The 20,449-nt window shown below is 42.4% G+C and carries 20 protein-coding genes; 13 read left to right on the top strand and 7 right to left on the bottom strand.

Features of this window, described 5'->3' with window-relative positions; translation table 11 throughout:
• The first annotated feature begins 87 nt into the window (after positions 1 to 87).
• From ACFGVR_RS03155 to atpG, 8 genes are all read left to right on the top strand, one after another.
• Positions 88 to 318: an AtpZ/AtpI family protein gene (locus ACFGVR_RS03155; protein WP_448701072.1), complete on the top strand. Its 231-nt coding sequence runs from the start codon at positions 88 to 90 to the stop codon at positions 316 to 318.
• Positions 315 to 701: a hypothetical protein gene (locus ACFGVR_RS03150; protein WP_448701071.1), complete on the top strand. Its 387-nt coding sequence runs from the start codon at positions 315 to 317 to the stop codon at positions 699 to 701. The genes ACFGVR_RS03155 and ACFGVR_RS03150 overlap by 4 nt, the downstream gene beginning before the upstream one ends.
• Positions 702 to 733: 32 nt before the next feature.
• Complete coding sequence (gene atpB / locus ACFGVR_RS03145) at positions 734 to 1,807, top strand: F0F1 ATP synthase subunit A (protein ID WP_448701069.1); 1,074 nt, start codon at positions 734 to 736, stop codon at positions 1,805 to 1,807.
• A 46-nt stretch (positions 1,808 to 1,853) separates the two neighbouring features.
• Positions 1,854 to 2,102 (top strand): ATP synthase F0 subunit C, encoded by a 249-nt coding sequence (atpE, locus tag ACFGVR_RS03140; protein ID WP_448701068.1) that lies wholly within the window; start codon positions 1,854 to 1,856, stop codon positions 2,100 to 2,102.
• Positions 2,103 to 2,202: 100 nt separating this feature from the next.
• Positions 2,203 to 2,697, top strand: coding sequence for a F0F1 ATP synthase subunit B (gene atpF, locus ACFGVR_RS03135; protein WP_448701067.1), 495 nt, complete (start codon positions 2,203 to 2,205; stop codon positions 2,695 to 2,697).
• Positions 2,698 to 2,784: 87 nt separating this feature from the next.
• Positions 2,785 to 3,339, top strand: a complete 555-nt coding sequence (gene atpH / locus ACFGVR_RS03130) for an ATP synthase F1 subunit delta (protein WP_448701066.1) — start codon at positions 2,785 to 2,787, stop codon at positions 3,337 to 3,339.
• 33 nt (positions 3,340 to 3,372) lie between these two features.
• The gene (gene atpA / locus ACFGVR_RS03125) at positions 3,373 to 4,947 is read left to right on the top strand and encodes a F0F1 ATP synthase subunit alpha (RefSeq protein WP_448701065.1); all 1,575 of its coding nucleotides are present in this window, start codon (positions 3,373 to 3,375) and stop codon (positions 4,945 to 4,947) included.
• Between the two features lie 86 nt (positions 4,948 to 5,033).
• Positions 5,034 to 5,924: an ATP synthase F1 subunit gamma gene (gene atpG, locus ACFGVR_RS03120; RefSeq protein ID WP_448701064.1), complete on the top strand. Its 891-nt coding sequence runs from the start codon at positions 5,034 to 5,036 to the stop codon at positions 5,922 to 5,924.
• Between the two features lie 566 nt (positions 5,925 to 6,490).
• Here the strand turns inward: atpG and ACFGVR_RS03115 are convergent.
• Genes ACFGVR_RS03115 through ACFGVR_RS03100 form a run of 4 tightly spaced genes read right to left on the bottom strand, consistent with a single transcriptional unit; the run spans position 6,491 to position 9,588 of the window.
• Positions 6,491 to 7,003: a hypothetical protein gene (locus tag ACFGVR_RS03115; protein WP_448701063.1), complete on the bottom strand. Its 513-nt coding sequence runs from the start codon at positions 7,001 to 7,003 to the stop codon at positions 6,491 to 6,493.
• 16 nt (positions 7,004 to 7,019) lie between these two features.
• Positions 7,020 to 7,718 (bottom strand): SMUG2 DNA glycosylase family protein, encoded by a 699-nt coding sequence (locus tag ACFGVR_RS03110; protein ID WP_448701061.1) that lies wholly within the window; start codon positions 7,716 to 7,718, stop codon positions 7,020 to 7,022.
• Positions 7,718 to 8,227 carry a GNAT family N-acetyltransferase gene (locus ACFGVR_RS03105; RefSeq protein WP_448701060.1) on the bottom strand — a complete coding sequence of 170 codons (510 nt, stop codon included), beginning with the start codon at positions 8,225 to 8,227 and terminating at the stop codon, positions 7,718 to 7,720. Before ACFGVR_RS03105 ends, ACFGVR_RS03110 begins: the two co-directional genes overlap by 1 nt.
• Positions 8,228 to 8,229: 2 nt before the next feature.
• Positions 8,230 to 9,588: an oligosaccharide flippase family protein gene (locus ACFGVR_RS03100; RefSeq protein ID WP_448701059.1), complete on the bottom strand. Its 1,359-nt coding sequence runs from the start codon at positions 9,586 to 9,588 to the stop codon at positions 8,230 to 8,232.
• Between the two features lie 170 nt (positions 9,589 to 9,758).
• Between ACFGVR_RS03100 and ACFGVR_RS03095 the strand changes: the two genes are divergently transcribed.
• From ACFGVR_RS03095 to ACFGVR_RS03085, 3 genes are all read left to right on the top strand, one after another.
• A complete protein-coding gene (locus tag ACFGVR_RS03095) occupies positions 9,759 to 10,883 on the top strand; it encodes an ATP-grasp domain-containing protein (RefSeq protein WP_448701058.1) in 1,125 nt (374 codons plus the stop codon).
• Positions 10,884 to 11,077: 194 nt separating this feature from the next.
• Positions 11,078 to 12,214, top strand: a complete 1,137-nt coding sequence (locus tag ACFGVR_RS03090) for an XrtY-associated glycosyltransferase XYAG1 (RefSeq protein WP_448701057.1) — start codon at positions 11,078 to 11,080, stop codon at positions 12,212 to 12,214.
• 113 nt (positions 12,215 to 12,327) lie between these two features.
• Entirely contained in the window at positions 12,328 to 12,516 is a 189-nt protein-coding gene (locus ACFGVR_RS03085; protein ID WP_448701056.1) for a hypothetical protein, read from the top strand.
• Positions 12,517 to 12,564: 48 nt separating this feature from the next.
• On the opposite strand, the gene ACFGVR_RS03080 is transcribed toward ACFGVR_RS03085, so the two are convergent.
• Together ACFGVR_RS03080 and gldB are read right to left on the bottom strand one after the other, a co-directional pair.
• Complete coding sequence (locus ACFGVR_RS03080; RefSeq protein ID WP_448701054.1) at positions 12,565 to 13,377, bottom strand: patatin-like phospholipase family protein; 813 nt, start codon at positions 13,375 to 13,377, stop codon at positions 12,565 to 12,567.
• A complete protein-coding gene (gene gldB, locus ACFGVR_RS03075) occupies positions 13,352 to 14,395 on the bottom strand; it encodes a gliding motility lipoprotein GldB (RefSeq protein WP_448701053.1) in 1,044 nt (347 codons plus the stop codon). Before gldB ends, ACFGVR_RS03080 begins: the two co-directional genes overlap by 26 nt.
• A 68-nt stretch (positions 14,396 to 14,463) precedes the next feature.
• Between gldB and ACFGVR_RS03070 the strand changes: the two genes are divergently transcribed.
• Positions 14,464 to 16,125: an NAD+ synthase gene (locus ACFGVR_RS03070; RefSeq protein ID WP_448703027.1), complete on the top strand. Its 1,662-nt coding sequence runs from the start codon at positions 14,464 to 14,466 to the stop codon at positions 16,123 to 16,125.
• Positions 16,126 to 16,137: 12 nt separating this feature from the next.
• Here ACFGVR_RS03070 and ACFGVR_RS03065 read toward each other — a convergent pair whose 3' ends face one another.
• Entirely contained in the window at positions 16,138 to 16,578 is a 441-nt protein-coding gene (locus ACFGVR_RS03065) for a hypothetical protein (protein ID WP_448701052.1), read from the bottom strand.
• Positions 16,579 to 16,655: 77 nt separating this feature from the next.
• Between ACFGVR_RS03065 and ACFGVR_RS03060 the strand changes: the two genes are divergently transcribed.
• Complete coding sequence (locus ACFGVR_RS03060; RefSeq protein ID WP_448701051.1) at positions 16,656 to 20,408, top strand: S8 family serine peptidase; 3,753 nt, start codon at positions 16,656 to 16,658, stop codon at positions 20,406 to 20,408.
• Positions 20,409 to 20,449 lie beyond the last annotated feature (41 nt).

The raw sequence follows: 20,449 nt of genomic DNA, 5'->3' as shown, positions 1-20,449 counted from the left end.
AGGTAACGTTTATACAAAGATATTTGATATATTAATTGTTGGGCCAATTTACTACACATTATTCAAATTGATTGATATTTTTGTCGCATGCAATCAACCCCATCCCCCGAAGAGGGTAATAAAGGTAAGCAAATGAACAACCTGGCTAAATTTACAGGCATTGCTTTCCAGATGATCGCCATTATAGGCGTATTCGCTTTCGCGGGATATAAAATTGATCAGTCGGCCGGCCATCAAACTAAATGGGTAACCGCCATCCTCTCGCTTATCGGTGTTTTCATCGCCATGTATATTGTAATCAGATCGTTAAAGCCATGAAAGTTTACCGCACTATTTTATCATTTATCATTTTTGTTATTCTGCTCGCTGTTCCGCCTGTATTATTAACGTATACCGGTAATAATGATCTGCTTACACCGCATTTCTGGCTATTATTTTTCTTTATATCGGGCCTTACCCTGGTGGTGATAACTGCCGTTTTAGTAAGCCAGCGGGCCAACAGCGAAATGTATTCGCAGGTGTTCCTGGCGGCAACCACATTTAAAATACTGGTTTGCCTTGTTTTTATGGTGGTTTTTTTACGAAAAAACCACGTTGATAAGGTGATTTTTGTGGCCGATTTTTTTTATGTATATTTCTTAAATACAGCCTTTGAAGTTTATGGTTTGTTACGTAACTTGCGCAACCAAAATTTAAGGTAAAAAGCTTGATTTAGATGTATAGACGCTCGATTTTGAAAATAAAAAATTCTACCCTCTCGCTCTTTTGTGCGTTTTTTATAGCACTGGCCACTTTTCCAGCCACCGGTTTTTCGCAGGAAAAAGCTGCTGAAGCCCCCAAAAAAGAAGTAGATACAAAAGATATCATTTTTGAACACATCGGCGACTCGCACTCGTGGACAATATTGGGTGAACACTCGCTGGCGCTACCTGTTATTTTATATACCGATAAAGGTTTAGAAATATTTTCTTCGGCTAAAATAAAAGAACACGAAGTAAACGGCGAGTTAGTGCCACAAGTATACCAGGGCAAGGCTTATAGCTATTCTTTGGAAAAAGATAAAATTAAGGTAGTTGATGCATCGGGCAAAGTTGATGAAGAGGCAACCAAAAAAGTTTGGGATTTCTCTATCACCCGTAACGTTGCCAGCATGTGGATGGGTATGATTATTTTAATTATCGTATTCGGCAGCATATCATCGGCTTACAAAAAACGCGAAGGTAAAGCGCCAAAAGGCTTGCAGTCATTTTTGGAGCCTATCGTGCTGTTTGTGCGTGATGATGTGGCTATCCCTAATATCGGCGTTAAGCATGCTAAATACATGCCTTTATTGCTCACTATATTTTTCTTTATATTGATCAATAACCTGCTGGGTTTGATTCCCATCTTTCCGGGTGGTTTTAATTTAACCGGTAATATCGCGGTAACACTTACCTTGTCTTTCATTGTGCTGATCGTGATCAACTTTAGCGGTAACAAATACTATTGGAAGCACATCTTTACACCGCATATACCACTTTGGTTGTATCCTATTATGGTTCCGGTTGAGATCATCGGTATCATCTCTAAGCCTTTTGCGTTAATGATCCGTTTGTTTGCTAACATTACTGCGGGTCACATTATCGTGTTAAGCTTAATATCGCTCATCTATATATTTAAAACAACATGGATGGCTACTGTATCAGTTCCGTTCGTAGTGTTTATGGACTGTATCGAATTGCTGGTAGCATTCCTGCAGGCGTTTATTTTTACGATGCTCACAGCCCTGTTTATTGGTATGGCTGTTGAGGAGCATGCGCAGCACTAATTTTTGAATTATTAATTATCTATATATACATTTAAATTAACAAACAATGGTTGGAACGATCGGAATTATAGCACAAGCAGCTGCTGGTGTTGTAGGTCTACAAAAACTGGGCGCAATTGGCGCTGGTTTAGCAGTAATCGGTGCTGGTATCGGTATCGGTCAAATTGGCGGTAAAGCTGTAGAAGGTATAGCTCGTCAGCCTGAGGCTGCTTCAAAAATCCAAACTAACATGATCATCGCTGCGGCCCTTGTAGAAGGTGTTGCACTGTTTGCTGTGGTAGTTGCATTAATGTAATCTTTAAGATTGCACAAAACAAAAAACACTATTCCGGAGCGATTGGCAACGGATAGTGTTTTTAAAAATTTGAAACTGAAAATTAAATAAGATAAAACAGATGGACATAGTTCAACCCGCGATAGGCTTAATATTCTGGACCTTTATATCCTTTGTTATCCTGTTGGTTATTTTAGGGAAATTTGCCTGGAAACCAATTTTAGGAGCAGTTACCGAGCGTGAGCGTTCAATTGAAGAAGCATTATCTAAAGCCGAAGCTGCCAAAGAAGAAATGGCACGTTTAACCGGCGAAAATGAAGAATTATTGAAACAAGCCCGTGCCGAACGCGACTTAATCCTGCGCGAAGCAAAACATGTAAAAGACCAGATCATCGGCGAAGCAAAAGACGCTGCCCAAAAAGAAGGCGCACGTATGATCGAGAAGGCCCGTATTGAGATCGATAACCAAACAGCTATTGCAATGGCTGGTGTTAAAGAGCAGGTTGCCTCACTTTCGTTAGAAATAGCCGAGAAAATTTTGCGCAAGCAATTTGAAGACAAGCAAAAACAGGAAGACCTTGTGGAAGACCTGTTGAAGAAAGTTAAATTAAATTAGATATGAGTATTGAGATGTGAGTATTGAGATCGCATAACCTTTATCTCAAATCTCATATCTAACATCTCAAATCTCAATAAAAAAAATATGTCGGAATTAACAGTAGGTTCAAGGTACGCCAAATCATTAATTGATCTTGCCATCGAGCAAAACTCGCTTGAGCAGGTTAGGGGTGATATGGAACTTTTTGTGCAAACCGTAAAGGCAAATCACCAGTTGCAAACTGTGTTGAGTAACCCTATTATTTCGCACGATAAAAAGATCAAAATACTTGACTCTCTTTTTGAAAGCAAAGTAAGTAAAGCAACTATCGGTTTCTTTAAGATCATGATCAATAAAAGCCGCGGCGAGGTTTTATATTACACCGCCCAGGAGTTTATCAATCAGTATAACGCTAAAAAGAACATCGTAAAAGCAAAGATCGTATCGGCTGTCGAACTATCAGAAGCTAACAAAAAGACCGTAAGCGAAATAGTGAAGGCCGAAGTTGGCAGCAATTGCGAGGTTATACTCGAAACTAAAATTGATCCAAACCTTATTGGCGGCTTTATTTTAACCGTTGGCGATAAGCAGATTGATAACAGCATATCCAACAGTTTAAAGAAACTGAAAAACGAATTTGCCCACGAGGTAATTAAATAATTGTAAATAGAACTCTAAAATAAATTTTAAACAATGGTAGAGGTAAGACCAGACGAAGTATCAGCAATTTTGCGCCAGCAATTGTCGGGCTTTAAGTCAGAATCTGAATTAGAAGAAGTAGGTACCGTACTCCAGGTGGGTGATGGTATTGCCCGCGTTTACGGATTAACCAAAGTACAATCGGGTGAGCTTGTTGAATTTGATGCTAACCTGCAAGGTATAGTACTTAACCTGGAAGAAGACAACGTGGGTGTGGTATTGTTAGGTGCATCTGATGGTGTAAAAGAAGGTGATACTGTAAAACGTACAAGCAAAATCGCATCTATTAAAGTAGGTGAGGGTATGCTTGGCCGTGTGGTAAACACTTTGGGCGAGCCTATCGATGGCAAAGGTCCGATTACCGGTACTACTTACGAAATGCCATTAGAGCGTAAAGCTCCTGGTGTAATTTACCGCCAACCCGTAGCCGAGCCATTACAAACTGGCATCAAAGCGATCGATGCCATGATCCCGATCGGCCGTGGCCAGCGTGAGTTGGTTATTGGCGACAGGCAGACCGGTAAATCGGCTGTTTGTATCGATACCATTATTAACCAGAAAGAATTTTACGAAGCCGGTAAACCGGTTTATTGTATATATGTTGCTATCGGTCAGAAAAACTCGACCGTGGCTAACGTACTGCGTACTTTAGAAGAAGCAGGTGCATTGCCGTATACCATCATCGTAGCTGCTTCGGCATCAGATCCTGCCCCGATGCAGTTCTTCGCGCCGTTTGCCGGTGCTGCAATTGGTGAGTTTTTCCGCGATACCGGACGCCCTGCATTAATTGTTTATGATGACTTATCAAAACAAGCTGTTGCTTACCGCGAAGTATCGTTGTTATTACGTCGTCCACCGGGCCGTGAGGCTTATCCTGGCGACGTATTTTACCTGCACAGCCGTTTATTAGAGCGTGCCGCTAAGATCAACGCTTCTGACAAAATTGCTCAGGACATGAACGATCTTCCTGAATCTATCAAAGGTATTGTTAAAGGTGGTGGCAGCTTAACAGCTTTGCCGATCATCGAAACACAGGCTGGTGACGTATCTGCATATATCCCAACCAACGTGATCTCGATCACCGATGGTCAGATCTTCCTGGAGTCAAACTTATTCAACGCCGGTGTTCGTCCGGCTATTAACGTAGGTATCTCGGTATCACGTGTAGGTGGTAACGCGCAGATCAAATCGATGAAAAAAGTTGCCGGTACCTTAAAATTAGATCAGGCTCAATACCGTGAATTAGAGGCTTTCTCAAAATTCGGTTCTGACCTGGACGCTTCAACCAAAACTGTGTTGGATAAAGGTGCACGTAACGTGGAAATTTTGAAACAAGGCCAGTTTTCGCCAATGACCGTTGAAAAACAAGTTGCTATTATTTACATCGGTACAAAAAACCTGATGCGTAGCGTGCCTGTAAACAAAATACGTGAATTTGAGGCCGAATACCTGAGCCAGTTAGAACTGCGTCACCCTGAAGTTTTATCCGCTTTAAAAGCAGGTAAATTTGACGACAGCTTAACCGGTGTATTAGAAACAGTAGCTAAAGAATTAGCTGGGAAATATTAATAAGTAGTGCGTACAGCGTATTGCGTATTGCGATGACTTGAAGAAATCGCAATACGCACATCGCAATACTCAATACCAAAACAAGAATGGCAAATTTAAAAGAAGTAAGAAACCGGATCGCGTCGGTAAGGTCAACACAGCAGATCACCAAAGCCATGAAAATGGTTTCGGCTGCCAAGCTGAAGCGTGCCACCAATGCTATTATTCAGTTAAGGCCCTATGCCAACAAGCTGAATGATATATTGGCAAATCTTTCTGCAAGTTTAGAAGATGGTTCTTCGCCATACCTGCAGGAACGTGAGCCTCTAAAGGTTTTAGTGGTTGTAGTATCGTCAAACCGTGGTTTGGCCGGTGCATTTAATACCAACGCTATTAAGGCGGCTAACAACGTTATTGCCGAAAAATACAGCAACCAGTTAAAAGCGGGTAATGTATCTATCATCGGTATCGGTAAAAAATCTCAGGAATTTTATCAGCGCCGTAAATACAATGTAATAGGCAATAATAACGAAATATATAGCGCGCTTAACTTCGAAAACGTATCTAAAATTACCCAATCAATTATGGATGGGTTTTTAAAAGGCGAGTACGATCGTGTGGAACTGGTGTATAACCAGTTTAAAAATGCGGCGGTACAGATCATTAAAGTTGAGCAGCTGTTGCCTGTGCCAAAAGCCGAACAAAAGGATACTAAAGGCACAACAGCATCAAAGGTTGATTATATTTTAGAACCATCTAAAGAAGAGATCGTTGAGCAGCTGATACCAAAAAATATCAAGATACAATTGTACAAAGCCGTATTGGATTCGCATGCATCAGAGCATGGCGCCCGTATGACGGCGATGGACAAAGCTACCGATAACGCCGGCGAACTGTTGCGTAACTTACGTTTAAGCTACAACCAGGCACGCCAGGCAGCCATCACTACCGAATTGACCGAGATCGTGAGCGGCGCGGCAGCATTATCAAGCAACTAAGATACTATCCGTTATAACCTTAAATGAAAGCCTCCCGAACCTGGGAGGCTTTTTTTGTGACCACAGTAGTCATGCCGAACTTGTTTCGACATCCCACAGGACAAGTTACGAGCGGCCGGTTTTGTTTTAACTTCATACCGCATAACACCCGCAAATGATCCCGCAATCAAAACTTCCATTCCTGATAATTAATGTTAGCTTTGAAAAAAGAGCAATGGAAAATACTACAGAAACAACACCGGCTAAACATGCTTGGACCAATCCCGAACTGATAGTTATTAGTAGAGGGACTAATATTAATGGCGGGCCGTTAAATACTCTCCATGAGCACAACTACACACAATCTAAATTGACTCCCGGCGGTGGCGCCAGAAGCATAACCGGCCCCAGTCATCATGCCAAAATCATAACTACTTTTCACAGGCAAGATTTTCAGTCTTAGTAGTTTGGATGAGGTGCTGTTCGCCCACTGCCATACAAGTATTTTGCGCGGGAGTTGAGCATTGATTCAAAGATATTTGGTTGAAATAGCATTCTGGAAGTTTTTTTGTTAAGAGAGTATTGGTTTAATCCCAATAGTAATTATGGATCAAAGCTTCCTTATCCCGTAATAAGCCAATTGAGCCTATACCGGAAGAGGCAGCGCCATTGACTCTGCTTTTTTTACCATTTATGCTAACCACAATAAATGCTTCCTTAACGTTGCCTTCGCTATACCAATTATCAAATACCTGGTAAGATGCCTTGTTATTTGAGAATGTAATCGAATGTTGTTCGGTTGCATCATTCTTAACTCCTCCACCTCGCCAGTAACCGATGTATTTAAATAATTTCCACGATGCCTTATTTAATAATGCAGGATATTGTAGCTCCAGCTGGTCTTTTGTGCCGAAGCGGTATACTAAATAGCCATCGTTCTTACCGGTACATAACACTGTTATTTTATCGCTGTTTTTTAATCTGAAACTAAATAGCACCTTTTCGCCTTGTTGCATTAATGCTCCATAACCGATCAATTTTTGTGCATATGCGACAGTTTGCAGCAGCGTGAAGAGAAGTATAATTTGTATGGTTTTCATCTTAAACAAATAGACATTAACGGCTCATCCTGCTAAACGCCTCCAGATACTTATCAATATAAAACTGCTTGGTTTTTGATTTATACTGCATAATAAAGCGCGGGTGTTCCAGTGCGATGATCTCTTTAAAAAAGCCATGCTCCTGATTAAGCTTGCGGATAAACTTTTCGTTTTGGCCGGAGCCGAAACAATAACAGATACCGGTTTCCAATCCCATTTGTAACTGCTTTTTCAGGCTTTCGATAACAAACGGGTATACCGCTTTGGTTAAAGCCGGGCTATCGTAATAATTATAATTAACATGCTTACCCAGGTTATTAACGTTGGTAAAACCCAGTGGGCAAACCGAACTGATGTAAATATCACGGTAAAATTTTTCTGGTCCCCCGTAGGCGTCTATCATCTCATAAATAAAAACGGAAGATGGCTCGTGGGTAACCGGGCCTTCGAAATTAATGCCGCAAACACTTTTTAAACGTTTAGGATCGGTAAAAGGTACGCCTGTTTGACCCGAACCAAACCGGCCCGGATTAATGCCTAATATCAGATGGCGCGGATGGTTATCATTATAATACTTCCTGTAAAATTCGGTCGAAGCGGCTAATGCGGCCTCACTTTCTTTAAACGGATTCATGATATGGATACCATTGGGCAGCGAACCTTGAAAATTAAGCTCGCTGTTAAAACGGATGATCTTTTCGGCGAGGGTTTCCATTAATGATCAGCAAGCCTTTTTTCGTAACAATAAAACCGCAAACCCGGGCGAAACTCCAAGCCTATTTCACCTGCATAAACATAACCCACCTTTGGAAATAAAGCTTGCGTAGCCTGGTTTTGAGTATTGGTATCGATACGTAAAACAGCAATGCCGCGATCAATGGCTACCTGTTCGGCCTGTTTAAGTAATGCCGCTGCAATCCCCATCCCACGAAAGTGCGGACTTACCGCCAGCCGGTGCGTTACTATCGCGGTTTCGGTAATATCAAGGCCAACGTTGGCGTATTCGGCATATTGCTCTGTAGTGATGGCACTAACACCCGCAATTACTCCATCCACAACTGCAACCCAAAGTTGCCCATCGGCAATATCGTTTTCAAAAACCTGTGGGTTAGGGTAGGTATCATCCCACTGAAAATTACCTGCGGCCTGCATAGCGGGTACCACCGCTTTAATTACCTGCATAATGCCGGGTACATCGGCTAATTGAGCTAAACGGATAATCATAATTAAATTTGAGGTGTTGTATTTGCAGGTGGGCGTTTCATGATCTTTTCGTTAAAAAAGTTCTTCAATTCAACCACCCCTAAAAAAATAATGCCCCGCAACGAATAATCGATATGCTTGCGCAGATGGTAGTAACCAACGGTTATCCCCGCAAGGGTAGCAAACAGGGTGGCAATTACTACACCGTAGGCATTTTTTAAAAACAAGGTAGCCACAAAGGCAACGGCAATGTTTACCGTACCCATTGTGATAACTTTGTACAGGTTAACCTTTGGCTGGTTAATAATATCCAACGTAACGCCGTTAAACCTATCAATAGGATAGAGGATGGCAATAAACATCATCATACGCAAAATATTGGGGGCGGCGCTATGTACATAATCTTTACCGCCCAATATCAGTATGGCTAAATCGGCGCCAAAAAAAGCAATGATAGCCATTGGTACAAAAACAAGGGTTAACATACCGGCGTATTTTTTGCTCACAAAGGTTAGGTGGTACATGTTGTTGTTATTATAAGCGGTTGCCATAGCGCTCATGCCTGTACCTACAAAACTGCGCAGGGGTATTTCAACAACTTCCATTAATTTGGTACCGATAACATAATCTGCTAAAGCTGCCGGAGTAAGCATACTGTTTACAATTTGCCCGTTAACCATACCCAATAAGTACGAACTCATGTTGCTGGCCAGGCTAAACTTGCCAAAATCAAATAGCTCTTTGGTGCAAACACGGGTACTTTTAAAAAGCGAAGTAAACTTTGAGTAACCTAAAGCCAGGCAAATCAAACTGGTTAACACATTGGTTAAAAAATTCACCAGCAATATATGTTCTAATGTAGCCTGATGTAAAAACGCTAAAATGCCAATGGTTATAATCATACATCCATTGTTTACCAGGCGTAACCAAAGTATCTTACCATAATCATTATCGGCAACCATTATCCAAAAGGTAACATTAAATGGTAGCGAGCTTAGCACAGTTAGCCCAAACCATTGTATAAGCACCTGTACCTCTTTATTATCGGTAGTGTGTATAAATGGTAATGCTGCGGCATTGGCTAAAACCAATAGTCCGGTTAATCCGAGGGCCAACAACCATACCGAGCCTAAAACTTCGCGTGCCCGTTCGGGTGTGGTACCGGCATAAAATTTTATGGTAGCTGTAGTGAGCAGGCCGTTACGTACCGAATCGGCGAAACCATAGATCATCAAAAAATAAAACCAGATACCCAGGTCGCCTTTTTGCATTTTATGGGCCAGCAAAGCCACCATGCCAAAGCTAACCGCTGCAATAACAAAGTTACCAAGCAAAGCTAACACGTGTTTGTTTTTCAGATCGGATAAGCCGGGTAATTGCATGTGGTATTTATTGTGTGCGAATACAGGTTAAATTAACAAAGATAATTTGAAATAATAACGCAATAAAGTTTGAATTTCGAAAAATGTGAAGTAATTTGCTGCGAGCATTGTTTAACGAGAATAGATAACAAACCCCTAAAGTTAAACCCGTATGCGGTTGACGAATTTTTATGTATAATGTTTTATTGGCTTCGCTAACCGGCTTTGATTCAACAGCCGAGATTCCTTACATTTTTAAACAAGCTGGTTGTAAAACAGTCGATGTTTATTGCAATAGTTCGTCGTGGCTATTGTCGAACAGGTTTTATGATAACTGGATTGAAAGCAGTGTTGAGCACGAACCTTTTAAAAACGGACTGATCAAGCTGGTTGAAGAAAAGTTTGACCATTACGATTGGGTGATGGTATTGGATGATGCATCGGTTAAACTGATGAACGAATCTATAACCGATGAACGCCTGTTCAAAAAAATACTGCCGATCACCAAAATAGAGAACCGCGAAATACTTTCGTCAAAGTTGGGCCTGTCAAATATCTGCCAGAAATACGATATCGTTACCCCTGGCTATATCAACTACTCGGAGGTTGACGATGTGGAAGCCGCGATCAAAAAACTCAAATTTCCGATTCTGCTGAAAGAAGATTACAGTTTTTCGGGTATTGGTATTCAATATTGCGAAACGGAAGAAGAGCTGCCTGCCTGCCTTGAAAAAGTACGTGTTAAAACCAATCTGGTATTACAGGAGTTTATTAAAGGCGAAGATATTGGTGTTGAAGCCCTGTTTAGGGAGGGTGAACTGATCACTTATAACTGTGCCGACGTTTTAACCTACATGTACAATAAGTTTTCGTTTACAACACGCAGGTTATATTATCAAAGTGAAGAGGTAGCCATCCTGCTTAAAAAATTGGGTAAAAGTGTGGGTCTTAATGGTTTTGCCAGCATCCAATACATTTACCACCCCGAACGTAAAACATATTACCTTATTGAGGTTGATGCCCGTGCCAATGCCTGGATGCCATATTCGCGGTTTACCGGTCATAGTTTTTCGGACGGCATAAAACAGATCATAGCAGGTAATCTTACTCATGCGCCAGGCAGCAATGGCCACAACAAAAAGGTAGAGATCGCTATCTTTGACCGGGATATACGCAGGTGTGTTAAGCACAAAGATTATAAAAGTATATTTGCCTGGATTTTTAACCATAAAGGTTACTGGCGCTTTATCCCCTTTTATGACATGAAATTTTTTAAACGAATATTGGCTAAGCTATTTAAAGATTTTTTTAGCTGAAAAGATAGTAAATCGTTATAAAAATTAAGAACATTAGAAAGAAATCCCAACTATTTTAAAATAGTTGTATTATTAACGGATTTTTAGGATGAAATAATGTTAAAATTTCCGATACTTGTATACCCCTTATCATTTCTATTACATAGAAAATCAGGTTAATTGTTAGTTCGCTACTTCAATAGGTTTTTTTAAAATTGAAAAGTTTACATATCGTACCATGTTATAAGCCAGCCTACAAATACGGAGGGCCAGTTAACTCAGTTAGTAAACTATGCGAGTTACTGATTGAAAATGGCACCTATGTAAAAGTACTGACCACCACGGGCAACGGGCGCGAAGAACTGGATGTGGAAACCGGTAAAGAACTCATGGTTGACGGGGTTCCGGTAATCTATTTTAAACGCTATACCAAAAACAACACCTTTATTTCGCCGGGCCTGTGGCGATACCTGTACCGAAATGTAAACGAGTACGATATGGTGCATATCCACACCTGGTGGAACATCCTGGTTTTGGTTTCGGCAATGATCTGCTATTTTAAAGGAGCAAAAGTTATTATATCGCCGCGGGGCATGCTGTGCGATTATATATTTAATGGGAACAATAGTTTTATAAAAAAATGCATCCATCTTTTTATCGGTAAAAGCTTGCTGAAACGTTCACGCTTTCATGCCACCGCTGTTATGGAGTATGATGAGTGCGAAGCGCTGATACCAGGCTGGGATGGTTTTATTGTACCCAACATACTACCGCTTACCGGGCCACCCATTCAAAAAGTACCTAACGAAGTATTTACCATAGCCTTCCTTTCGCGCATTGACCCTAAAAAGGGTTTGGAGTATGTGTTTGAGGCTATGGCCAGATTACAAGCCGAAGTGAAACTGAAAGTATACGGATCCGGCGACCCTGATTATATTACAGACCTAAAACAGCTGGCAAAAAAACTGAACATTGAGCGCAAGGTTGAATGGATGGAATGGCAGGGAGCTGATACCAAATTTAAGCAGCTGATGCAGGCCGATATATGTATCCTCACCTCGTATAACGAAAATTTTGGCAACGTGATCGTTGAATCGCTATATATGGGGACTCCGGTACTGATCACCGATATGGTTGGCCTTTCATCATTTGTAAAAGCTAATGATCTGGGCTGGATAACACCGCTTGATATTAACCTTATAAGCAACACCATATTGCAGGCCACGCTTGATGTTGAAAAGCGGGAACGCATAAACAAAACCAGCCGGCAGCTTGTAGAAGCTAATTTTGCCCAGGACATATTGATAGATGAATATATGAGGCGATACCGGCTATTGATAAACAGTAATTAATAACCTGTTACTATACTAACTGAAAACGATTAAATTATTAATTTTTTTTGTGGCTAATAATTATTGGTTTTCGGTAAACATTCCTATTTTTGGGCGTTAAAAAAAATACAACAATGAATACAAGAGAACAAGCTAATAATCCAAGTAATTATATTTTATTAATTGTTGCCATAGTTATTGGTTTGGTAGGTGTTTACCTGCGTTTTGCCGGCGACGCCCGTATTTGGAACATTGCAGCTAACATTATACTGGTTATCGGTGTACTGATTGCCCTGAAAGCTGTTTTTACAATAATGAAATAAGGTTCACTTAAAGATATTTTGAAGGCGTTGTGGTATACAACGCCTTTTTTATTGCTTTTTGCGCGGCGCCACAATTGCTTTAAGCACCTCGTTGCTTTCTAAAGCCTTAAGCCCTTCCTCGTAACCTATCATGTAAATATACTCGGCGTAATTGGTATCAAAAATGCCATAAGTGCCCAGTCCATGGGGCTCGATAACCACATCGCATAATTGTTTATGATTATCAAGGCTGGCATTGATAGCCAGCATGGCAGCACGATCGACCATTTGCCCAAACGAATGTATTTCGGTAACAGGTGCCAGGTGGTTGCAGGTTACACCGATGATCAAATCGCAGTTGCCCACCAACGGCTCTACCGGGAAGTTGTTCAATATGCCGCCGTCAACAAACATGTGGCCGTTAATAATGATGGGTTTAAATACCCCCGGTAAACAGCACGATGCCAGCAGGCATTTAACCAGTTCGCCATCGTTAAAATACACCAGCCTACCTTCTCCCAGATCGACCGCGGTGACCGTAATAGGTATGTTAAGCTTGCTGAATTTATTGTCAGGAAAGTACTCTTTTAAAAGATCTTCAATACGCAATATGGATAATAAGCCTGTGCTGCCAATTGACGGTCTTAGCTGACGCAGCAAATGGGCTTCGCGGATTATCTTTAAAGTTTCCTTAGGCGCATAACCGGCAGCAAAAAAGGCCGCTGCTATAGCCCCTGCACTGGTACCCGATATGTGCGAAAATTTAATTCCCCGGTCGGTAAGGGCCTGCATTACCCCCAGGTGTGCTACACCCCGTATGCCGCCGCCCGACAGGGCCAGGCCGATTACTTTAGGTTTATTTTGGTCGGTATTTGGATTCATTTAGTATTTTTTGTGCGTCGTCATCGGCCATTAATTTTGCCAGCGTTACTTCGGGATGTCTGTCCATATACTGGCGTACAATTTGCCAGCCCGTCCAGATAGCTAATTTAGGTGCCGAATCATTTTTTTCACCAAGCCCCGGTGTAAATGGTGCTTCGTTCAGGTATTTCTGTATTTTCTGAAAATCGGTTTCATACAGCAAATTGTCTTCCAAAAAGTAACCCCATATCTGTGCCTTAAAATCATTGCACCACTTTAACTGTTGGGGGGTATAACCTATTTTGATCGAATCTTCCGCATCGGGTAAAACCTGATCCATAAAATACATGATCTTGCCACCGTAAACCATTTTAGTTAACAACGATTTGTTCTCATCATTTTCGGGAAACATGTTTTCGCGAACAAAACCTTCAACTACACGCGGTGTAATGTTATCGGGGGTAAACCTGCGCGATAAATAATGTGGAAAAGACTCTATGATAGCCGGATAAAACTTTGAATTGGCGCCTAAAAACATATCCAGGCCAATGCCAAAATAATTATTGCCTATAGAGGTTTGCGCTTTAAAGCCGGAAAAGTAGGCGTAAAACGCCGGGATCTTTACCTGCGGGAAATAGTATTTTATCCGCCGGAAGGCATCCGTCAGTTCGGCGTTTTGTTTGTTAAGATTGGGGTACACCTGGTCAACTTCCTTTTTCAGGTCGGCATAACCGCTACTGCCGAACACCCGGCGTAGTGTAGCAAAATAGGTGGTATCACCGGTACTGCCGGCTTCTAAAATACGTTGTATATAATCATCGTAAAAAGCACCGTATTTGTTTTGCAGCGCCTGGGCCTGGGCATACATCGGTTGGGTGCGCATTTTGTCGAGGTCGGCGTCAAACCTTGCGATACTGATGTTTACATTGATGTTACTTACGTCAACCTTTTTATTCCTGCCGCATGCTGTTAATAGCAGGCTGATTGAAAAAAAAAGGTAAATTTGCTTAGAAAGTCTATATTGGCGAACAGTGGTCATGAACTACGAAATTAAACTAAAAACTGAATTTTGCCGATACTATTGTTTACTACCTATAAATATATATGATCAAAATAGCTTTAGCCCAGCTTAACTACCATGTTGGGAACTTTGAATCGAACACCAATAAAATTATAAATACCATACAGGGTGCCAAAAAAAATGGGGCCGATCTGGTTGTATTTGCCGAGCTATGCGTTTGCGGTTACCCGGCCCGTGATTTTTTGGAATTTAAAGAGTTTGTTGGGCTTTGTGAAGAGTCGGCCAAACAGATTGCCGCGGTATGTAATGATGTTGCATGTATAATTGGCTTGCCAACTTATAATTTAAAAGACGAAGGTAAAGATCTGTTCAACTCGGCTTATTTTATTGCTGATGGAAAAGTAAAAGCCATTGTAAACAAAGCATTGCTGCCTAACTATGATGTTTTTGATGAGTACCGTTATTTTGAACCCGAAACTGATTTTAATTGTATTGATTTTAAAGGGCATCGCATTGCTTTAACTATTTGCGAAGATTTGTGGAATACCATCGAAAACCCGCTGTACATAACCCGCCCGATGGACAAGCTGATCGATCAGCAACCCGATGTAATGATCAATATAGCGGCATCGCCGTTTGCCTATAACCATGATGAGGAACGGATAGCTATTTTGAGCAACAATGCCAAACAATATCAAATGCCTTTATTTTATGTTAACCAGGTAGGAGCGCAAACCGAGTTGATATTTGATGGCGGATCGCTGATATTTGACGCGACCGGTAAACTGGTTGACGAGATGCCTTATTTTAAAGAGCATGTTGCTTATTACCGGCTTGATAAAAATGCGCAGGGTAAATCAGAAGTAAGCTTTGAGCACACAGTCAATATTAAAGCCGAACGAGCTACAGATATTGAACAAATACATGAAGGGTTGATATTGGGCATACGCGATTATTTTTATAAATCAGGTTTTACCCGGGCCATACTGGGCTTGTCGGGTGGGATAGATTCGGCAGTGGTATGTGCGCTTGCCGCGGAAGCTTTAGGCCCCGAAAATGTAATGGCAGTACTTCTGCCATCCAAATACTCAACAGATCATTCGATTACCGATGCTGAAGACCTGGTTAAGAACCTCGGCTGTAAAAGCGAAACCATCGCGATAAAGAACGTTACCGAAGCTTTTGAAACCGCGCTGCACCCGCAGTTTGAAGGGCTGCCGTTCAATATTGCCGAAGAAAATATCCAATCGCGCAGCAGGGCCGTATTGCTGATGGCCATGAGCAATAAATTTGGTTATATACTGCTCAATACCTCTAACAAAAGCGAGGCGGCAGTTGGTTATGGCACTTTGTATGGCGATATGTGTGGCGGTATTTCGGTGTTGGGCGATGTATATAAAACCCAGGTTTACGAACTGGCTAACCAGATCAATAAAGACCGCGAAATTATTCCGGTTAATTCAATTGTGAAACCTCCATCGGCAGAGCTAAGGCCGGATCAGAAAGATTCGGACTCATTGCCCGAATATGATATACTGGATACAATTTTGATGGAATATATCGAGCACCGTAAATCATCGAGCGAAATTATCGCGATGGGTTATGACGAAGCTGTAGTAAGGCGCATCATTAAATTGGTAAACAGTGCCGAGCATAAACGCTATCAAACACCACCTATATTACGGGTTTCGCCAAAGGCGTTTGGAATGGGCAGGCGTATGCCGATAGTTGGGAAATACCTGTCTTAAAAATGCAGATCGCTAATATACTGCCAGGTTATTGATCACGATATCTCTTTTGCTGATACTGTCTTTTTTAACCTCAACTTTATTGATATTGCCCTGATCGTCAAACAGGTTGGCGAATAAGCCGGCATCTGTTTCAACAAAAACAGAATAACTGCCTGTTGGTAAAGCAATGGCATAGCGCCCTGTAGTATCGCTTTTTGTTTTGGCTATCAGTTTGGTTTTAATGTCGCTAAACAAGGTCCCGTTAGCATTAGCATCGATACGGCGCGTTAATGCATAAACCAAAACAGTGCGTGACACAGGTGTGCCCTGGGTGATTTTACGATCAGGTGAAGGCATGGCATTACCGGTTTTTAAATAGACCCTGCCATTAATGCCTTGTTTAACCTGCCCGGCTGCGTTTGCCACGATACAACAAGTTAGCAACGTCATAAATAATAATTTTTTTTTCATACCTTTCACGCTAATATAACGTTTTTACAGCTATATTATTCCCGCAACTTGAGCTAAAATTCGAAACCAGATCGTATATGAATAAACTTTACACTATTTTATTATTGGTAATATTTGTTTTTAGCACGGGAACAGTACTTTCACAAAATCTTGCAACGGATGCGATCAAAAAAGAAAACCTGTCGAATCTGTCAAATACCTTAAATACCAATTACCAGGCCAACCATAAACGTGCGCTTGAGCTTGCCGCTAAAAAAGGCTGGGCCATCTTTAAAAAACTACCTCAGGGTGGAATAATGGTGCTGGACGGAGTTAACGAACTTGGTTTCCCGGTTTATTTAAAAACCAATGATAATGTTATTGCCGCTGCTACAACCCGCACCAATACAGTGCAGCCCGGTGGCTCACTTAATTTAAATTTAAGCGGTTCAACTGCTGCGCTGGTTAATAAGCTGGCTATATGGGACGGAAGCACCGTATATGCATCACACCAGGAATTTGCTGGTAAAACTGTTGCAAATAAAGATAATTCGGCTGTTGCTTTAGTTGACCACTCAACACATGTGGCCGGTACAATGATAGCCAAGGGTATCTATGCTCCTGCAAAAGGGATGGCATTTGGTGCCACTTCGTTGATATCATATGATTTTAATAACGACTTGTCTGAAATAGCCAATGCGGCATCGGGCCTGCTCATTTCAAACCATTCGTACGGATTTACATTTGGCTGGGATTATGACGGCACAAAATGGATATGGTACGGCTTACCAGGCGATCCGGAAGATTACAACTTTGGCCAGTACAATTCAACATCCATTGCTTTGGATCATGCAGCAAGTAACGCCCCTCAATATCTGATGGTTTTTGCAGCCGGTAACTCACGCGGTTACAATGGCCCCGCGGTTGGTTCTACTTATTACGGTTATACCAGCCGTACTGATGCAACTATCATTAATAAAGGTCTACGTCCGGCCGGTATCAGCAGCCAAACGGGGTATGATGATTTAGATTCGCACGCGGTGGCCAAAAATGTATTGACAGTTGGCGCCGTTAATCAACTGCCTGCCGGCCCCTCAGGATCAGCTTCGGTACAAAACGCATCCTTTAGCAGCTGGGGCCCCACCGATGACGGCCGGGTTAAACCGGATATTTCAGGGATGGGGGTAAACGTGCTTTCATCGTTCTCGAGCGCTACAAACGCTTATGGCATACTTTCGGGTACATCAATGGCCACACCCAATGTAAGCGGCTCATTGCTTTTACTCCAGGAGTATTATTTACAAAAATATGCGGGCTTTATGAACGCTTCAACCTTAAAAGGGCTGGTTTGCCATACCGCGCTTGATGCGGGTAATCCCGGCCCCGATTATGTATATGGCTGGGGCTTGCTGGATATGGGCGCAGCAGCGCAGGCAATTACCGATAACGGTACAAAAAGCATGATCGCTGAAAAGACCTTGACACAAGGGCAAGCCCAAACCTATACTGTGATAGCATCAGGAAATGGGGCGTTGATGGCTACGATCTGCTGGACCGACCCTGCCGGAACATCAAATGCCGTAGGTGTGATAAACGACCGGACACCTAAATTGGTAAACGACCTGGACATCCGCATAAGCGATGGCACAACAACCTTTAAACCCTGGGTGCTCGACCCTAACTCGCCATCGGCAAACGCCACAACTGGCGATAATATACGCGATAATGTTGAACAGGTGTATATTGCAAATACCATTGTGGGCAAAAGTTATACGATTACTGTAAACCATAAAGGCACGCTTGCAGGTACCGGGTCTGCTCAAAATTATTCGTTGATAGTTACAGGTATTGGCGGCTCGGCTTATTGCGCCTCGGCGCCAACATCAAGCGCCGATTCAAAAATCACCAACGTTACCCTTTCAAATCTCAATTATACCGCACCGGCGGGTTGTACAACGTATACTAACAATACCAGCCAAACCATATCGCTTGAACAAGGGAAAACCTATCCGTTAAGCATTTCGTTAGGTACCTGTACTTCAAATTTCAATAAAATAGCCAAGGTTTTTATTGATTGGAACGGCAATGGTGTTTTTGATGCCGCCGAACTGGTTGCCACATCGGGCGTATACGCGGGCAACGGTGTGTTTACCACCAATATTACGGTGCCAACAACGGTTATACCGGGTAATTTAAGCTTAATGCGTATAGTGCTTAGCGAAACCACCGATCCTGCAACTATCAGTGCATGCGGCAGTTATGCAAAAGGCGAAACGCAGGATTATACCGTCAAATTTTTGCAGGCCAGTGTGGATGTTGGTATAACCGCTGTTAACAGCCCGGCAGTAAACGGTGTTTGCGCGTCGGCTACAAGCCCGGTATCCGTAAAATTGAAAAATTTTGGTACCGTAACGTTAAGTAATATCCCGGTAACGGTAACCATTACCGCTGCTGCCGGCGGCGCTGTAACTACGCTTAACGAAGTGTACACAGGGTCGATAGCTGCGGGTGCCCAGGCTGATTTTAACTTAACCGGTACATTTACCGCCGTTGCGGGTGCAAGCTATGCTATTACCGCCACTTCAACGCTAAGCACCGACTTAAACAGCACCAATAATCAAACAACAGCCAATATAGTGGTGAGCACCGCTCCCTCAATATCCAGCGCTCAGGCATCATATTGCACCGACCTGAAACTATATAGCCTTAGCGGTACTGCCAATGGCACCATATTCTGGTATAAAAACATAGGGGATGCTTTACCGTTTACGTCGGGCGCAAGCGTAAATACAACTGTTGCACCAACCAATAACCTATACTATGCCGGGGTAAATGATTTTAGCGGCACTGTGGGCCCGGCAACAAAAAATGTATTTTCGGCAGGCGGGTATAACCAGTATACACCGGGGGTATATGTAAGTACGCGTGTACCTGTTTTGATCCAGAGTGCAAGGCTATATATCGGTAATTCGGGCACAATAACCTTTACTGTTACAAACTCGAGCGGAATAAATGTCTCGAGCACAACACTCAATGTAGTTGCTACCCGAACTACGCCCGCAGCTGGCGATCAGCCCAATGACCCTAACGACCAGGGTGCAGTGTACCCGTTAAACCTGGCATTACCCTCAGCAGGTACTTACAGTATCAATATCAGCTATCCGGATGCTGCCACTGTATACCGTAACAACGGGGGGGTAACCGGTTATCCGTTTACGTTGAACGGTATTTTTAACATAACGGGTAATGGCGCCACGTCAGCCACAGCACCAAACGATACTACCTACAACCAGGGTTTTTACTACTTTTTTTATAACATGAAAGTTAAAAGTCTGGATTGTTTAGGCGGGCCAAGGGTAGCCGTTGCGTTTACAAAACCAGTAATAACACTAAACGGTACAGTACTCACCTCAAACTTTGCCGCCAACAACCAATGGTACTTGAACGGTAACCTGATTGCCGGCGCAACTGACCAAACCTATACGCCTTTGGTCAGCGGCATATACCGGGTTGATGTAACAACAGCGAGCGGTTGTATATCCCGGTCGGACGATTTTAGCTTTGTGTTACCTGCAAAAGGCACAGGCGATGGCTCGGATATATCGTTAGCGGTATTTCCGGTTCCGGCAATTACCGAACTGCATGTTGCGTTTGTGGCCCCGAAGAACGAACCGCTTACCCTGACGATAAAAAATGCCATAGGCCAGAGCGTTTACAGCAGTACACAGCAAATAACGGCCGGCCCTTTCAATACCATTCTCAATGTATCTTCCCTGGCGGATGGGGTATACTTTTTACAACTGAAGATAGACGACAAAACCTATGTGCGGCGAATAACGATGCTGAAGTAGAATTAGAAAAACTCTGTGGTCTCTGTGTAACCCCTCTGTGA

Source organism: Mucilaginibacter aureus, assembly GCF_053514885.1.
Note: the sequence above shows the minus strand (reverse complement) of the source record. Positions and strands in the feature narration are given on the sequence as shown.

Bases quoted from the DNA above. Each gene is read 5' to 3' on its own strand.
- atpE (WP_448701068.1), top strand. From the start codon at position 1,854: ATGGTTGGAACGATCGGAATTATAGCACAAGCAGCTGCTGGTGTTGTA.
- ACFGVR_RS03080 (WP_448701054.1), bottom strand. From the start codon at position 13,377: ATGAATCCAAATACCGACCAAAATAAACCTAAAGTAATCGGCCTGGCC.
- atpH (WP_448701066.1), top strand. From the start codon at position 2,785: ATGTCGGAATTAACAGTAGGTTCAAGGTACGCCAAATCATTAATTGAT.
- atpF (WP_448701067.1), top strand. From the start codon at position 2,203: ATGGACATAGTTCAACCCGCGATAGGCTTAATATTCTGGACCTTTATA.
- atpG (WP_448701064.1), top strand. From the start codon at position 5,034: ATGGCAAATTTAAAAGAAGTAAGAAACCGGATCGCGTCGGTAAGGTCA.
- atpA (WP_448701065.1), top strand. From the start codon at position 3,373: ATGGTAGAGGTAAGACCAGACGAAGTATCAGCAATTTTGCGCCAGCAA.
- ACFGVR_RS03085 (WP_448701056.1), top strand. From the start codon at position 12,328: ATGAATACAAGAGAACAAGCTAATAATCCAAGTAATTATATTTTATTA.
- ACFGVR_RS03100 (WP_448701059.1), bottom strand. From the start codon at position 9,588: ATGCAATTACCCGGCTTATCCGATCTGAAAAACAAACACGTGTTAGCT.
- gldB (WP_448701053.1), bottom strand. From the start codon at position 14,395: ATGACCACTGTTCGCCAATATAGACTTTCTAAGCAAATTTACCTTTTT.
- ACFGVR_RS03105 (WP_448701060.1), bottom strand. From the start codon at position 8,227: ATGATTATCCGTTTAGCTCAATTAGCCGATGTACCCGGCATTATGCAG.
- ACFGVR_RS03155 (WP_448701072.1), top strand. From the start codon at position 88: ATGCAATCAACCCCATCCCCCGAAGAGGGTAATAAAGGTAAGCAAATG.
- ACFGVR_RS03095 (WP_448701058.1), top strand. From the start codon at position 9,759: ATGTATAATGTTTTATTGGCTTCGCTAACCGGCTTTGATTCAACAGCC.
- ACFGVR_RS03115 (WP_448701063.1), bottom strand. From the start codon at position 7,003: ATGAAAACCATACAAATTATACTTCTCTTCACGCTGCTGCAAACTGTC.
- ACFGVR_RS03065 (WP_448701052.1), bottom strand. From the start codon at position 16,578: ATGAAAAAAAAATTATTATTTATGACGTTGCTAACTTGTTGTATCGTG.
- ACFGVR_RS03150 (WP_448701071.1), top strand. From the start codon at position 315: ATGAAAGTTTACCGCACTATTTTATCATTTATCATTTTTGTTATTCTG.
- ACFGVR_RS03110 (WP_448701061.1), bottom strand. From the start codon at position 7,718: ATGGAAACCCTCGCCGAAAAGATCATCCGTTTTAACAGCGAGCTTAAT.
- ACFGVR_RS03060 (WP_448701051.1), top strand. From the start codon at position 16,656: ATGAATAAACTTTACACTATTTTATTATTGGTAATATTTGTTTTTAGC.